At 73.8% G+C, this 14,819-nt stretch carries 12 protein-coding genes and 2 riboswitches; of the genes, 6 read left to right on the top strand and 6 right to left on the bottom strand.

The features are described from left to right. Positions 1-210 precede the first annotated feature (210 nt). The gene (locus ACH01S_RS40925) at positions 211-1,737 is read left to right on the top strand and encodes an ATP-dependent DNA ligase (protein ID WP_067905588.1); all 1,527 of its coding nucleotides are present in this window, start codon (positions 211-213) and stop codon (positions 1,735-1,737) included. On the opposite strand, the gene ACH01S_RS46485 is transcribed toward ACH01S_RS40925, so the two are convergent. Continuing rightward, positions 1,727-2,884, bottom strand: a complete 1,158-nt coding sequence (locus ACH01S_RS46485; RefSeq protein ID WP_255220391.1) for a hypothetical protein — start codon at positions 2,882-2,884, stop codon at positions 1,727-1,729. The genes ACH01S_RS40925 and ACH01S_RS46485 overlap by 11 nt on opposite strands. Before the next feature lie 90 nt (positions 2,885-2,974). Here ACH01S_RS46485 and cds1 point away from each other — a divergent pair, with 90 nt between their 5' ends. Then, positions 2,975-4,072: an L-cysteine desulfhydrase Cds1 gene (gene cds1, locus ACH01S_RS40935; protein WP_067905592.1), complete on the top strand. Its 1,098-nt coding sequence runs from the start codon at positions 2,975-2,977 to the stop codon at positions 4,070-4,072. Between the two features lie 45 nt (positions 4,073-4,117). On the opposite strand, the gene ACH01S_RS40940 is transcribed toward cds1, so the two are convergent. Further along, positions 4,118-5,419: a M50 family metallopeptidase gene (locus tag ACH01S_RS40940; RefSeq protein ID WP_067905594.1), complete on the bottom strand. Its 1,302-nt coding sequence runs from the start codon at positions 5,417-5,419 to the stop codon at positions 4,118-4,120. 151 nt (positions 5,420-5,570) lie between these two features. Further along, a riboswitch (glycine riboswitch) is annotated at positions 5,571-5,666 on the top strand. 4 nt (positions 5,667-5,670) lie between these two features. Beyond that, positions 5,671-5,759, top strand: a riboswitch (glycine riboswitch). A gap of 74 nt (positions 5,760-5,833) precedes the next feature. Here ACH01S_RS40940 and gcvT point away from each other — a divergent pair. From gcvT to ACH01S_RS40960, 4 genes are all read left to right on the top strand, one after another. Next, the gene (gene gcvT, locus ACH01S_RS40945; RefSeq protein WP_067905596.1) at positions 5,834-6,952 is read left to right on the top strand and encodes a glycine cleavage system aminomethyltransferase GcvT; all 1,119 of its coding nucleotides are present in this window, start codon (positions 5,834-5,836) and stop codon (positions 6,950-6,952) included. A 74-nt stretch (positions 6,953-7,026) separates the two neighbouring features. Then, positions 7,027-7,416, top strand: a complete 390-nt coding sequence (gene gcvH, locus ACH01S_RS40950; protein WP_067905610.1) for a glycine cleavage system protein GcvH — start codon at positions 7,027-7,029, stop codon at positions 7,414-7,416. A 2-nt stretch (positions 7,417-7,418) separates the two neighbouring features. Then, positions 7,419-8,675, top strand: coding sequence for a serine hydroxymethyltransferase (glyA, locus tag ACH01S_RS40955; RefSeq protein ID WP_281289132.1), 1,257 nt, complete (start codon positions 7,419-7,421; stop codon positions 8,673-8,675). Between the two features lie 58 nt (positions 8,676-8,733). After that, on the top strand, positions 8,734-10,107 hold the full coding sequence (locus tag ACH01S_RS40960; RefSeq protein WP_067905598.1) for an L-serine ammonia-lyase: 1,374 nt from the start codon (positions 8,734-8,736) through the stop codon (positions 10,105-10,107). Positions 10,108-10,147: 40 nt separating this feature from the next. Here ACH01S_RS40960 and ACH01S_RS40965 read toward each other — a convergent pair whose 3' ends face one another. The 4 genes from ACH01S_RS40965 to ACH01S_RS40980 all read right to left on the bottom strand — a co-directional run bounded on the left by ACH01S_RS40965 (position 10,148) and on the right by ACH01S_RS40980 (position 14,524). Further along, complete coding sequence (locus ACH01S_RS40965; protein ID WP_067905600.1) at positions 10,148-11,692, bottom strand: serine/threonine-protein kinase; 1,545 nt, start codon at positions 11,690-11,692, stop codon at positions 10,148-10,150. Positions 11,693-11,999: 307 nt separating this feature from the next. Then, the gene (locus ACH01S_RS40970; protein WP_067905602.1) at positions 12,000-12,197 is read right to left on the bottom strand and encodes a hypothetical protein; all 198 of its coding nucleotides are present in this window, start codon (positions 12,195-12,197) and stop codon (positions 12,000-12,002) included. Between the two features lie 48 nt (positions 12,198-12,245). Continuing rightward, complete coding sequence (locus ACH01S_RS40975; RefSeq protein WP_067905604.1) at positions 12,246-12,917, bottom strand: response regulator; 672 nt, start codon at positions 12,915-12,917, stop codon at positions 12,246-12,248. Beyond that, positions 12,914-14,524: a sensor histidine kinase gene (locus ACH01S_RS40980; protein ID WP_246236385.1), complete on the bottom strand. Its 1,611-nt coding sequence runs from the start codon at positions 14,522-14,524 to the stop codon at positions 12,914-12,916. Before ACH01S_RS40980 ends, ACH01S_RS40975 begins: the two co-directional genes overlap by 4 nt. Positions 14,525-14,819: the final 295 nt, after the last annotated feature.

Raw genomic sequence — 14,819 nt, forward strand, 5'->3', positions numbered from 1 at the left:
CCCGCCGCGACCGGCGGCGGCCCGGCGACGGCGGCTCGGGCGCGGAATAGACCCGGTCGAACGGGTCCGGAGGACGCTGAAGGCCCAAACCCCGATCCCCCTCCCCCGTGCGCTTCCCGGTCCGCCTCCCGTCAAGGTAGTCAGGACCGCGCCCGCTGACCAGGCCCCCTGGCCGGGCCCGATGTCAGACCCCGTGGTCACAATGGAGGGATGCTGATCGCCGACATCGCCCGGACCTCGGCGGACGTCGCCGCGACCGCGGGCCGCAAGGCCAAGGTGGCGTCGCTCGCGGAGTGCCTGCGCGCGGCCGAACCGGGCGAGGCCGCGGTCGTGGTGGCCTACCTGTCCGGCGAGCTGCCGCAGCGCCAGATCGGGGTGGGGTACGCGGCGCTGCGCGACGTCCCGCCGCCCGCGCCGGAGTCGTCGCTGACCGTCCTCGCGGTCGACGCGGCGTTCACCGAGATCGGCGCGGTGTCCGGGGCCGGGTCGGTCGCCCGGCGGCGCGAGCTGCTCGCGGCGCTGTTCGGCCGCGCCACCCGTCCCGAGCAGGACTTCCTGATCAGGCTGCTGGCGGGCGAGCTGCGGCAGGGCGCGCTGGACGGCGTGATGGCCGAGGCGATCGCGGCGGCGGCCGAGGTGCCGGCGGCCGAGGTGCGGCGCGCGGTCATGCTGCGCGGCTCGCTCGGCCCGGTCGCCACGGCCGCGCTCGCCGACGGCGTGGCCGGGCTGCGCCGCTTCGCGCTGGAGGTCGGCCGGCCGATCAAGCCGATGCTCGCGGCGTCCGCGCCCGACCTCGACGCGGCGTTCGGCAAGCTGAAGGCCGAGGCCGCCGTGGAGTGGAAGCTCGACGGCATCCGCGCCCAGATCCACGTGGCCGGCGGCGAGGTGCGCGTGTTCACCCGGACGCTCGACGAGATCACCGCCCGGCTGCCCGAGGTCGTCGCGGCGGTGCGGGAGCTGCCCGTCCGCGACGCGGTGTTCGACGGCGAGCTGATCGCGCTCCGGCCGGACGGGCGCCCCCACCCGTTCCAGGTCACGTCCGCCCGCACCGCCACCCGCACCGCCAAGACCACCGGCACGGTGCCGCTCGCGGTGTTCCTGTTCGACGTGCTGCACCTCGACGGGCGCGACCTGCTCGACGCGCCGGGCGCGGAGCGCGGCGCGGCGCTCGCGGAGGTCGTCCCGGAGGGGCTGCGCATGCCGCGCGTCGTCACCGCCGACCCGGCGCGGGCCAAGGAGGTCTTCGACGAGGCCGTCGCGCGCGGCCACGAGGGCGTCGTCGTCAAGTCGCTCGACACCCCGTACACGGCCGGGCGGCGCGGCGCCGGGTGGATCAAGGTGAAGCCCCGGCACACGCTCGACCTCGTCGTGCTCGCCGTCGAGTGGGGGCACGGGCGGCGCCGGGGGCTGCTGTCCAACCTGCACCTCGGCGCCCGCGACCCCGAGACCGGCGGGTTCGTCATGCTCGGCAAGACGTTCAAGGGGCTCACCGACGAGCTGCTCGCCTGGCAGACGGCGAAGCTGCGCGAGCTGGCCGTGCGGGAGGACGACTGGACCGTCCACGTCCGTCCCGAGCTGGTCGTGGAGATCGCGTTCGACGGCGTCCAGCGCAGCCCCCGCTACCCGGGCGGCATCGCGCTGCGGTTCGCCCGCGTGCTGCGCTACCGCCCGGACAAGTCCGCGGCGGAGGCCGACACGATCGACACCGTCCGCGCCGTCGCGCCCGTCATGGACTAGCCGACGGCTCCTGCCGCGTGGCGCTCGGCGACGGCGGCTCCTCCTCGGGGACGGCGCGGCGCGCCCGCCGGGACGCGGCGCGCATCCGCAGCCGCGACGCGGGCCTCCCGCGCTCCCGGGCGAGCGCGCGGTTGCGGGTGAGGGCGCGGCGCCGCTCGCGCGCCTCGGCGCGGCGCTCGGCCCAGGCCGCCTTGCGGCGCCCGGTGCGGCGGCCCGGCGACCGGCGGCCCGCGCGGGCCGCGGCCCGGCGCTCCGCGCGCACGGCGGCCCGCCGGTCCGACCGGGCGGCGGCGCGGCGTTCGGCGCGGGCGGCGGCGCGGCGCCGGGCGCGGGCGGGCGAGCGCCCGCCGCGCAGCCGGCGGCGGGCCCGGTCGGACGCGTCGGCGCGGCGCTGCAGCAGCTCCGGCGGGATCAGGTCGTGCCGTCCGGCGATGAACTCCTGCACCCAGATCTTGCCGTTGATCAGCGGCCGCCGGTACTGCTTCTCCCGCCGGACGGCCCGCTGGTACCGGCGCGACCCCGCGTCGTAGCGCCACCGCGACCACGGCGACCCCGGCCGCGCCACCCGGACCGCGCCGACGACCAGCAGCGCGGGCACGAACAGCCCGATGAGGCCCGTCCAGATCTTGCCCTTGAGCAGCGTGATCACCGCGAGCGCCAGGTTGACGACGAGCGACGCCGCGTACAGGCGGCTGAGCACCTCGCCGCCCGAGTCGAGCCCGAGCCCCTCGTAGCCGAACGGCCGGACGCCGAGCAGCAGCAGCCCCGTCACCGCGATGGCGACGAACACGGCGTCGACGGACGCGCGGCCCTTCTCCGTCCAGTAGACGTCGCTGAGGTGCAGGATCAGGGCGAACTCGTCCAGGACGAGGGCGGACCCCATCCCGAACACGATGGCCGCGGCCAGCTCCAAGCGGACGTGCCCGTCCGGCACGGCGAGGCTCGCCACCCCGCCCGCCAGCATCAGCACGACCCCGAACACCACATGGTGGATGTGCACGTCGCCCGCCGTCACGTTCCGGAACCAGCGCACGTCCGCCCGGATCATCCGGACGTTCACCCTGGTCAGCACGAACGTGATGATGAACGCGACGAAGAAGCCGAACAGCGGCAGCCGCCCGGTCTCCACGATCCGCTCGTCGAACATCTCGATCAATCTGCCCCCCGCAGCCTCCATGATGCCCGGCGACATGCACGGATATCGTGGGACCCCTGATGAGACGTCGGGGGGGCAACTTTGGATCGGATCGTCGACCGTTGTGATCCGGGCGGACGCGCTTGGGTCGCCGAGGCCGTTCGCCTCGTGGACGCCGACGCCAACCGCAGCGCGGACACGCACCTGCACGTTTTCCCGCTGCCGCCCGAGTGGGGCATCGACCTGTACCTGAAGGACGAGTCCGTCCATCCGACGGGGTCGCTGAAGCACCGGCTGGCGCGGTCGCTGTTCCTGTACGGGCTGGCGAACGGCTGGATCCGCGAGGGCACGACGATCATCGAGGCGTCCAGCGGGTCGACGGCGGTGTCGGAGGCGTACTTCGCGCGGCTGCTCGGGCTGCCGTTCGTCGCGGTGATGCCCGCGTCCACCAGCCCGGAGAAGATCCAGCTCATCGAGTTCTACGGCGGGCGCTGCCACCTGGTGGACGACCCGTCCGCGATCTACGCCGAGTCGCGGCGCCTCGCGGCCGGGTGCGACGGCCACTTCATGGACCAGTTCACCTACGCCGAGCGCGCCACCGACTGGCGCGGCAACAACAACATCGCCGAGTCGATCTTCGAGCAGCTGCGGCTGGAGCGGTTCCCGGAGCCGTCCTGGGTCGTGGTCGGCGCGGGCACCGGCGGGACGTCCGCGACGATCGGCCGGTACGTCCGGTACCGGCGGTTCCAGACGCGGCTCGCGGTCGTCGACCCGGAGGGCTCGGCGTTCCACGGCTCCTACGCCGACGGCGACCCGGAGCGGACGGCGGCGGGCTCGCGGATCGAGGGCATCGGACGGCCGCGCGTCGAGCCGTCGTTCCTGCCGACGGTGATCGACCGGATGATCCGGGTGCCGGACGCGGCGTCCATCGCGGCGATGCGCTGGACGAGCGAGGTCAGCGGCCGGGACGTCGGCGGCTCCACCGGCACGAACATGTGGGGCGCGGCGGAGCTGATCGCGGGGATGCGGGCGCGCGGGGAGCGCGGCAGCGTCGTCACGCTGATCTGCGACGGCGGCGAGCGCTACACCGGCACCTACGGGTCGGACGAGTGGCTCGCCGGGCAGGGCCTCGACATCGCGCCCTACCGCGCCGCGCTGGACGCCTTCCTCAAGACCGGCGACCTCCCGACGGACCTGTGACGGCCACCCCGTGACGGCTAACCGGTGACGGCTATCCGGTGACGGCTATCCGGTGACGCGGACGGGGTTGAACAGGTCGGCGTAGATCAGCAGCCCGCCCATGACGATCAGCACGGCCGCCATCACGTAGGTCACCGGGAGGGCCTTGGCGACGTCCACGTAGCCGGGGTCGGGCCTGCGGAAGACCCGGGCGAACGCCTTCTTGATCGCCTCCAGCAGCGCGCCCGCGATGTGGCCGCCGTCCAGCGGCAGCAGCGGGACGAGGTTGAACAGCCCCACCGCGAGGTTCAGCGAGCCGAGCAGCATCACGAAGTAGGAGATCTTCTGCGTGCCGGTGAACTCCTGGGACGCGGCGACCTCGCCGCCGATCCGGCTGACCCCGACGACGCCGATCGGGCCGTTCGGGTCGCGCTCGTCGCCGCCGAACGCGGCGTTCCAGACGCCGACCATCTTCTGCGGCATCCGCACCAGCGCGCCCGCCGTGCGCGTGGTGAGGTCGCCCATCGTGCTCGCGACCGCGCCGGGGCCCTGCCGCTCGACGGCGCTGTCCGGCGTGATGCCGAGGAAGCCGACGTTGACGACCTTGTCCTCGTCCTTCAGGTCGTACATCTGGTTGCGGGTGATCGGAACGGTGAGCGTGATGTCGCGCCCGTCGCGCCGGACGGTCATCGGCACCGTCTTGCCGCCGTCCCCGCGGATCAGCTCCTGCAGCTCGCGGTAGTCGCCGATCTTCTCGCCGCCGAACGCGACGATCCGGTCGCCGGGCTTGAGCCCGACCTGCTTGGCCGGGGTGGCGGGCGCGTTCGCCGGGCAGCCCTTGACGTCGGCGGACTGGCTCGCCGGGACCATGCACTCGGCGACCTCGCGGATCACCGGCTGCGGCTGGCTCGTCCCGATGCCCATCAGCAGGATCGAGAAGAACACCACGGCCAAGACGAGGTTCATCGCGGGCCCGCCCACCATGATCAGCGCCTTCTGCCACCACTTCTTGGCGTAGAAGACGCGGTCCTCGTCGCCGGGCCTGACCTCCTCCAGCGCCGCGCCCCGCGCGGACTCGATGAGGCCCTGCCAGGGGCCGGTGCTGATCCGCCGGACCTGGCCGGGGGCGTCGCCGCGGCGCGGCGGCAGCATCCCGATCATGCGGATGTAGCCGCCGAGCGGAATCCATTTCACGCCGTACTCGGTCTCGCCGCGGCGCCACGACTTCATCGTCGGGCCGAAGCCGACCATGAACTGGGTCGTGCGGACGCCGAACAGCTTGGCGAACGAGAAGTGCCCGAGCTCGTGCAGGGCGATGGACACCAGCAGGCCGAAGAACAGGATCAACGCTCCAGCCAGGTAGGCCATGCGGATTGCCCCTCCGGGTCGTGCACCCCGCGCACCCAGGGTGATCTCCAGCAACCGTCTTAGGGTACGTCACGGGCCCGCATTCGGTTCAACGCACGAGCTCAGCGATAGGGCATGGACAAAGGGAACTGCTAGCCTTGCCCGCAGCCGACTATCCCGTGCGGGAGAGTCCCTCGCAGCCGGCGGGGGACGCCGAAGGAGCAAATCCTCCCCGGAACCTCTCAGGCCCACGGACCGCACGGGCCAGGCGACCTCTGGAAAGCGGGGACCAGGTCCTCCGCCGAAGGTGAAAGCCCGCCCCGCCGGGACGGGTGAAGCTCTCAGGCGCCGATGACAGAGGGGGAGGCACCGAGACGCCCGGTGCGCGGGTGGGACGATTGGACCGCGCGCGCCCGTGACGAAGGAGCCGAACCCATGTCCGCCGACAACAACGACGCCGAATCCGCTGTGCGGGACCCGAAGAAGACGCCGCTGCACGACGTCCACGAGGGCCTCGGCGCGAACCTCGTCGACTTCGCCGGGTACCTGATGCCGCTGCGCTACGCGAGCGAGACGGCCGAGCACCAGGCCGTCCGCACCGGCGCGGGCCTGTTCGACCTGTCCCACATGGGGGAGATCTTCCTCGCCGGGCCGGGCGCGGGCGCCGCGCTCGACTACGCGCTGGTGGGCAACCTGTCGCCGATGAAGGTCGGCAAAGCCCGCTACACGATGATCTGCGGACCGGACGGCGGCGTCCTCGACGACCTGATCGTCTACCGCCTCGCCGACGAAACGTGGATGGTGGTCGCGAACGCCGCGAACGCCGACGTGGTGCGGGACGCGCTGACCGAGCGGGCCTCCGGCTTCGACGCGACCGTCGACGACAGGTCCGACGCGTACGCGCTGATCGCCCTCCAGGGCCCGCGTTCGCAGAAGATTCTCGAAGGCTTCACCGACGCGCCGCTGGCCGACCTCAAGTACTACGCGATCCTCGCCGGACGGGTCGCCGGGGTCGACGCCCTCGTCGCCCGCACCGGCTACACCGGCGAGGACGGCTTCGAGCTGTTCGTCGACGCCGCCGACGCCGTCCCGCTGTGGAACGCGCTCGCGGCCGTGGACGGCGTCGTCCCGGCCGGGCTGTCCGCGCGCGACACGCTGCGTCTGGAGGCGGGGATGCCGCTGTACGGCAACGAGCTGACCGCCGAGACCACCCCGTTCGAGGCGGGTCTCGGCCGGGTCGTGAAGCTGGACAAGACCGTCGACTTCGTCGGGAAGGCCGCCCTCGCGGCGCAGGCGCAGACCCCGCCGGGGCGCAGGCTCGTCGGGCTGGTCGCGCGGGGGCGTCGGGCGCCGCGGAAGGGGTATCGGGTCGTCGCGTCCGGCGGCACGCCGTGCGGGGTCGTGACGAGCGGCGCGCCGTCGCCCACACTGGGCACGCCGATCGCCATGGCGTACCTCGACAGCGGCGCCGCGGAGACCGGCCTCGCCGTGGACGTGCGCGGCAGGCAGGAGCCGGTGGACGTGGTCGACCTGCCGTTCTACAAGCGTTCCTGAAGAAAGCCGTCCCGGGGGCGCGGGACCGCCCGTCCCCCCGCAGCGAACCCCGTACAGAGAAGAGAGAAGTGATCGTGAGCGTTCCGGAGCAGCTCCGCTACAGCGAGGAGCACGAGTGGGTGGCGGGCCTCGGCGGCGAGGACGACATCGTCACCGTCGGCATCACCGCGCACGCCGCCGACGCCCTCGGCGAGATCGTCTACCTGGAGCTCCAGGTGGGCGAGGGCGGCGCCGTCGAGGCGGGCGAGGTCTGCGGCGAGGTCGAGTCGACGAAGTCGGTCAGCGACATCTACTCGCCGGTCAGCGGCGAGATCACCGCGATCAACTCGGCCGTGGTGGACGTCCCGAAGGTCATCAACGACGACCCGTACGGCGAGGGCTGGCTGTTCAAGGTGCGGCTGTCGGCGGAGCCGGGCGACCTGCTCGACTCGGTGGCCTACGAGAAGCTGATCGAGGAGGGCTGACCGTGGGCCTGAACGACCCGCTGGCCGCGGCCGACCCGGAGGTCGCCGCGGCGGTCGCCGCCGAGCTGCGGCGCCAGCAGTCCACCCTGGAGATGATCGCGTCGGAGAACTTCGCGCCGGTCGCGGTGCTGGAGGCGCAGGGCTCCGTCCTGACGAACAAGTACGCCGAGGGGTATCCGGGCAGGCGGTACTACGGCGGCTGCGAGCACGTCGACGTCACCGAGCAGCTCGCGATCGACCGGGCCAAGGCGCTGTTCGGTGCGGAGCACGCGAACGTCCAGCCGCACAGCGGGGCGCAGGCCAACACGGCCGTCTACTTCGCCCTGCTGCAGCACGGCGACACGATCCTCGGCCTCGACCTCGCGCACGGCGGGCACCTCACGCACGGGATGCGGCTGAACTACTCCGGCAAGGTGCTGAACGTGGTGCCCTACCACGTCCGCGCCGAGGACGGCCTGGTCGACATGGACGAGGTCGCCGCGCTCGCCGAGGAGCACCGGCCCAAGATGATCGTGGCGGGCTGGTCGGCGTACCCGCGGCGGCTCGACTTCGCGAAGTTCCGGGAGGTCGCCGACTCGGTCGGGGCGCTGCTCATGGTCGACATGGCGCACTTCGCCGGGCTGGTCGCGGCGGGGCTGCACCCCTCGCCCGTCCCGCACGCCGACATCGTCACGACGACCACGCACAAGACGCTCGGCGGGCCGCGCGGCGGGCTGATCCTCGCCCGCGAGGAGCACGCCAAGAAGATCAACTCGGCGGTGTTCCCCGGCATGCAGGGCGGGCCGCTGGAGCACGTGATCGCCGCGAAGGCCGTCGCGCTGAAGATCGCCGCGTCGGAGGAGTTCAAGGACCGGCAGGAGCGCACCGTCGAGGGCGCGAAGCTGCTCGCCGAGCGCCTCCTCGCCGAGGACGCCGCCAAGGCCGGGGTGAAGGTGCTGACCGGCGGGACGGACGTCCACCTCGTCCTGGTCGACCTGGTCGACTCCGAGCTCACCGGCCGGGACGCCGAGGACCGCCTGCACGACATCGGCATCACCGTGAACCGCAACGCCGTGCCGAACGACCCGCGCCCGCCGATGGTGACGTCCGGGCTGCGGATCGGGACGCCCGCGCTCGCCACCCGCGGCTTCACCGCCGCCGACTTCGCCGAGGTGGCGGACGTCATCGCGCTGGCCCTGCAGCCGTCGTTCGACCGGGCCGCGCTCGCGGCGCGGGTCTCGGCGCTCGCGGCCGCGCACCCCCTGTACCCGGACCTGTGACGTCCCGGCGCCCCCTCCCCGCGCGGGAGGGGGCGCCGCGATCGGGGAGGCACCCCTCATGGCCATCAGCGTTTTCGACCTCTTCAAGATCGGCATCGGCCCGTCGTCGTCGCACACCGGCGGCCCGATGGCGGCGGCGCACCGCTTCGCGCGGGGCCTGGACCGGGACGGGCTGCTGGAGAAGACGGCGTCCGTGCGGGCGATCCTGTACGGGTCGCTCGGGCTGACCGGGAAAGGGCACGGCAGCGACAAGGCCGTCATCCTCGGGCTGGAGGGCGACAAGCCCGAACTCGTCGACGTGGACGGCGTCGAAGAGCGGATGGAGCGCGTCCGCGCTCAGGGCGAGCTGCGCCTGTTCGGCGACCACGAGATCCCGTTCGTCGTCGGCGAGCACCTGGTCTTCGAGCGCAAGGAGTCGCTGCCCGGCCACCCCAACGGGATGCGCTTCACCGCGCTGGACGCCGACGGCAACGAGCTGCGCTCGAAGGTGTACTACTCCGTCGGCGGCGGGTTCATCCTGGACGAGACCGCCACCGGCGCCGACCGGATCAAGCCGGACGACACCGTCCTGCCGCACCCGTTCGACACGGCCGCCGACCTGCTCGACCGGTGCCGCGAGACGGGCCTTTCGGTGTCGGCGCTGATGCTGGAGAACGAGCGGGCGTTCGGCCGCACCCCGGAGGAGATCCGCGCCGGGCTGCTGGAGCTGTGGGGCGTCATGGCGGCCTGCGTCGAGCGCGGCTGCACCCGCGAGGGGCTGCTGCCCGGCGGGCTGAAGGTGCGGCGGCGGGCGCCGCAGCTGCACCGCCAGCTCACCGCCGAGAAGCCCGGCGACCCGCTGCACGCGATGGACTGGGTGACCCTGTACGCGCTGGCCGTCAACGAGGAGAACGCGGCGGGCGGGCGGATCGTCACCGCCCCCACCAACGGCGCGGCCGGGATCATCCCGGCGGTGCTGCACTACTACGCGCGCTTCGTGCCGGGCTGCGACGACGACGGGATCGTCCGGTTCCTGCTGACGGCCGCCGCGATCGGGGTGCTGTTCAAGCAGAACGCCAGCATCTCCGGCGCGGAGGTCGGCTGCCAGGGCGAGGTCGGGTCGGCCTGCTCGATGGCCGCCGCCGGGCTGACCGAGGTGCTCGGCGGGACGCCGGAGCAGGTGGAGAACGCCGCCGAGATCGGCATCGAGCACAACCTCGGGCTGACCTGCGACCCGGTCGGCGGGCTCGTCCAGGTGCCGTGCATCGAGCGCAACGCGGTCGGCGCGATCAAGGCGATCAGCGCGGCCCGCATCTCGCTGCGCGGCGACGGCCGCCACTTCGTCTCGCTCGACAAGGCCATCGCCACGATGCGCGACACCGGCCGCGACATGCTCGACAAGTACAAGGAGACGTCGCGGGGCGGCCTCGCCGTCAACGTCATCGAGTGCTGAGGGCGCGGCGGGGCGCGGCGGGACGCGGCGGGGCGGGGCGTCAGAAGGCTTCGTCGAGGGCCAAGGCGGCGGCGCGGCGCAGGGCCTCGCGGTCGGCGGCGCCGATGTCGCGCGCCGAGCACGTGGCCATGGCGATCACGTTGCCCCGGCGCGCCACGACCTGCGCCCAGGAGTCCTTGGTCAGGCCCTCGCAGCTCTCCTCGCCGATGCCGTTGTCGGCGGACGGGGTGGTGCAGCCGAAGTTCGTCCCCCCGTGGAGCGCGTAGCGCGCTTCCTTCACGCCCTTCTTCGGATCGTCGCGGTTGTAGAGGTTGAGCTGGATCTGGAAGGTGTCCTTCGGCGGGAACCTGGCGGTGCCGAAGGCGCAGAGCCGCCATTCCCCGTAGCCGTCGCGGCTGCTCTGCGGGATCCGCTTGCCGTCGGCGGCGCCGAGGCCGCGGAGCATCGTGCGGCCCTCGTCGGAGTCGTAGATCCGGCACATGTCGCCGGGCAGGGCGTCCACGGCGTCGTCGGGCCGGAAGAGCCGCTGGACGGCGAACACGCCGCCCGCGATCATCGCCGCGCTGATCGGCAGCGCGATGGCCGGGGCCAGCCAGACCCAGAGGCGGCGCCTGCGCGGCGGCGCGGCCGGCGCGGTCTGCGGCGGGACGCTCATCGGCGGATGCGTGATCGGCGGCGGGCCGGTCGGCGGCAGGGTGCCGGGCGGCGAGGTGTCCGGCGGCACCGGGCCGGACGGCACGGGGCCGGGCGGCACGGCGACCGGCGGCACGGCGACCGGCGGCGCCCACGCGGCGGGCGCCTGGAGCCGTCCGACCAGCTCGGCGGCGGACGGGCGCATGCCCGGATCCTTCGCCAGGCACGACGCGACGATCGGGCGCAGCCGCCCGTCGAGCCCGGAGAGGTCGGGCTCCTCGCTGAGGATCTGGTGGAAGAGGGCCTGGACGGAGTCGCGCGCGAACGCCGGGTGCCCGGTCGCCGCGTAGACCATGGTCGCGCCCCAGGCGAACACGTCGGCGGCGGCGGTCGCGGGACGCCCCTCGATCTGCTCCGGCGCCATGTACGCCGGGGTCCCGATGGGGCCCTTGGTGAGCGAGGACGTGACGTCCAGCGCGCGGGCGATGCCGAAGTCGATGACGCGCAGGCCGTCCGGGCCCAGCAGGACGTTGTGCGGCTTGAAGTCACGGTGGACCACGCCCGCCTCGTGGACGGCGGCCAGCGCGGCGGCCGTGTCGGCGGCCAGCCGGTCCAGCGCCTCGCCGCGCCGGGGCCCGTCGGCCTTCACCGCCGCCTGGAGCGACGGCCCGTCCACGTACTCGCTGACCACGTAGGCGCTGGTGGAGTCGAGCCGGACGTCGAGGACGCGGACCGTCCAGGACGGCGCGACCTTGCGGGCCGCCTCCACCTCGCGCTCCATGCGGCGGCGCGCGTCCGCGTCGAGGTCGCGCAGCACCTTGACCGCGACGCGCTCGCCGCCCGGCCCGGAGCCGAGGTAGACGACGCCCTGCCCGCCCTCCCCGATCCGTCCGAGGATCCTCCAGGGACCGACGAGCGGGGGATCCCCCGCCTCCAGCGGCTTCGCGGACATCCGACTCCCTTCCGGCAGATCCCCCTTCTCTATCGCATTCCGGGAGTGTTCGCGGGGTCACCCGCGCACGAAAGAACCCGGGGGTCGCGGCTCTGTCGCCGCGACCCCCGGGCCATCGGGCCGCTCAGCGGGAGGGGCCCATGCCGTGGTCCGTCTGTTCCCTACGTACGTCCAAGGGCCCCCTGGTGGAGCCGCCCGAAGCCGGAAGATCGGACAAGCGCACCCCCTCATCGCCCTCGACGTCAGTTCCCTTCGGACGTTAGTCCGGTGGACCGCGATCGACGCCCAACAAACGTCAAAGCTCTCGTCAGGATCGGGACGATCGCTCCGACGTCCGGGCGCGGTCGGCGCCCTTGAACATCTGGCGCATCTTGCGGGCGGCGTCGCCCGGCTTCCGCTTGGGCTGGTCAGGCCGGGGCTCGCCCTCGGCGGGAGGGCGCTTCCCGCGGTCGGTGCCGGTGCTCCCGGTCGTCTCGTCCTCGGCCCGGCCAGGCTTCTCGTTCACGACGACTCCCCCCGATGTCGTTTCACGGTCGTCACATGCGTACCCCGTCTACCGCGGGTAGAAGCGCACTTCCGGACGGCCGACCTGCCCGTAGTGCGGCTTGCGCCGGGCGAGCCCGTTCTCCGCGAGGTACTCCAGGTACCGGCGGGCGGTGACCCGGGACACGCCCGCGAGGTCGGCCGCCGCGGCGGCCGACAGCCCGCCCGCCGCGCCCGCCAGCACCTCGGTGATCGCCTGGAGCGTCTCCGCGCTCATGCCCTTCGGCAGCGAGCGGTGGTCGGGGGTGCGCAGGGTGGCGAGCATGCCGTCCACGTCGGCCTGGCCGGCGACCTCCCCGGCGCCGCCCGCCTGCTCGCGGAACGCCGCGTACCGGACGAGCTTGTCCCGCAGCGACGCGAACGTGAACGGCTTGAGCAGGTACTGGACGACCCCGACCGACACCGCCGACCTGATCACCGCGAGGTCCCGCGCGGACGTGACCGCGATGACGTCGACCTCGCTGCCCCCGGCCCGCAGCGCCCGGCACACGGTCAAGCCGTGCGTGTCCGGCAGGTAGAAGTCCAGCAGGACGACGTCGACGGGGTTGCGCTCGCAGAACCGGAGCGCGTCCGCCCCGGAGTGGACGACGCCCTCCACCCTGAACCCCGCGACCCGCTCGACATAGGAGCGGTGCGCCTCGGCGGCGACGGGGTCGTCCTCGACGATCAGCACCCGGATCATGGCGTCTCCAACGGGAGCCGGACGGTGAAGACCGCGCCGCCGCCTCCCGGCCCGGAGCCTACGCGGACGTCGCCCCCGTGCCGCCGCACCGCCTGCCCGACGAGGGCGAGGCCGAGGCCGTGCCCGACCGGGCCGCCGGACGTCTTGGTCGTCCAGCCGCGCCGGAACATCTCCGGGACGGCGGCCGGGTCCACGCCGGGACCGCTGTCGGCCACCTCCAGGACGAGCCCGCCCGCGTCCCGGCGGACGCCGACCACGACCCGGGGCGGACGCTCCCCGGCGCCCTCGATGGCCGCGTCCACCGCGTTGTCGATCAGGTTCCCGAGGATGGTGACGAGGTCGCGCGGCTCCACCACGCCGTCGATCACGGTGTCCTCGGCGACGACCAGCTCGACGCCGCGCTCCCCCGCCTCCGCCGACTTGCCGAGCAGCAGGGCGGCGAGCACCGGCTCCGACACCGAGCCGACGACCCGGTCGGTGAGCCGCTGCGCCGTCTCCAGCTCGGCGGTGGCGAACGCGACGGCCTCCTCGGGACGTCCCATCTCCACCAGCGACACCACCGTGTGCAGCCGGTTCGCCGCCTCGTGGGCCTGCGAGCGCAGCGACTCGGCGAAGCCGCGGACGGTGTCCAGCTCCCCGGTCAGGCCCTGCAGCTCGGTGTGGTCGCGCAACGTGACGACGTTGCCGCGCGCCCTGTCCCGCGACCGGACGGGCGAGGTGTTCACCACCAGGACGCGGGTGTCGCCGACGTGGATCTCGTCCGACCGGGGCTCCGCCGAGACGAGGGTCGCGACCAGCTCGCCCGGCAGGCCGAGCTCGGCGACCGGGCGCCCGCGCGGGTCGCCGCGCAGGTCGAGCAGCTCGCGGGCGGCGTCGTTGCAGAGGACGACGCGTCCCTCCCGGTCGAGCAGCAGCAGCCCCTCCCGGACGGCGTGCAGGATCGCCCGGTGGTACTCGAACATGTCGCTCAGCTCGCCGGGCGCGACGCCGCGGGTCTGCCGGCGCAGCCGGGCCGACACGAGGTAGCTGCCCGCGATCCCGGCGGCGAGCACGGCGAGCGCGACCGCGCCGAGGTAGTACAGCCGGTGCCGCAGCTCCTTGGTGATCACCCGGATCGTGATGCCGACCGCGACCAGCGCCACCACGTGGTGCCCGTCGTCGAACACGGGCGTCACCGTGCGGACGGACGGGCCGAGCGTGCCCGTGTAGGTCTCGGTGAACGTCCGCCCGGCGACGGCGGGCGCGGTGTTGCCGACGAAGTGGCCGCCGATCCGCGCCGGGTTCGGGTGCGTGTAGCGGATCCCGGCCGGGCTCATGATCGTGACGAAGTCGACGCCGGTGTCGCGGCGGACGCGCTCGGCGTACGGCTGGAGCGACCGGCTCGGGTCGCGGGTGGCGAGCGCCGCGCGGACGTCGCGCCCGGCGGCGATGCTGATCGCGACGGCGGTCACCGTCCGCCCGGCGGCCTCGTCGGCGGACTGGCCCGCGTCCACGTAGGCGGCGGTCACGCCGACCGCCACCAGCAGCCCGAGGATCGCGGCCTGCAGCACGAGGAGCTGCCGGGCAAGGCTCCAGCCGCTCGGCACCGTCCATCCCGGACGCCGCACGTCCGCCCCTTTCGTCCACCCGCCGCCGTGAACGAAATGTACACAAGGGTGACCACCCTCACAGGACGGCGGATAGTCACGGGTGCACAGACCCCGAGGCCCCCGCCGACCATGCTCCCCCGACCTGCGACGGCCCACCCGAGTGCAGGCGCCCGCCGTGTGCATGCGCCCCCTCTCCGCTGGCGCATGGGCGTCTGCCGGAGCGCGGGCGCCCGTCCGGAGGTCCGCGCCCGTGCCAGGCGCAGGACCCGGACGGGCGCCGCCGCCCCGGGACCCCGGCCCGGACGCGGGCGAG

Origin of the sequence: Actinomadura chibensis NBRC 106107, from assembly GCF_001552135.1 — a bacterium.
GTDB lineage: Bacteria > Actinomycetota > Actinomycetes > Streptosporangiales > Streptosporangiaceae > Spirillospora > Spirillospora chibensis.

Excerpts from the sequence above, each read along its gene's own strand:
- ACH01S_RS40925 (WP_067905588.1), top strand. The coding sequence starts at position 211 with ATGCTGATCGCCGACATCGCCCGGACCTCGGCGGACGTCGCCGCGACC.
- ACH01S_RS46485 (WP_255220391.1), bottom strand. The coding sequence starts at position 2,884 with ATGTTCGACGAGCGGATCGTGGAGACCGGGCGGCTGCCGCTGTTCGGC.
- ACH01S_RS40940 (WP_067905594.1), bottom strand. The coding sequence starts at position 5,419 with ATGGCCTACCTGGCTGGAGCGTTGATCCTGTTCTTCGGCCTGCTGGTG.
- gcvT (WP_067905596.1), top strand. The coding sequence starts at position 5,834 with ATGTCCGCCGACAACAACGACGCCGAATCCGCTGTGCGGGACCCGAAG.
- ACH01S_RS40960 (WP_067905598.1), top strand. The coding sequence starts at position 8,734 with ATGGCCATCAGCGTTTTCGACCTCTTCAAGATCGGCATCGGCCCGTCG.
- ACH01S_RS40965 (WP_067905600.1), bottom strand. The coding sequence starts at position 11,692 with ATGTCCGCGAAGCCGCTGGAGGCGGGGGATCCCCCGCTCGTCGGTCCC.
- ACH01S_RS40975 (WP_067905604.1), bottom strand. The coding sequence starts at position 12,917 with ATGATCCGGGTGCTGATCGTCGAGGACGACCCCGTCGCCGCCGAGGCG.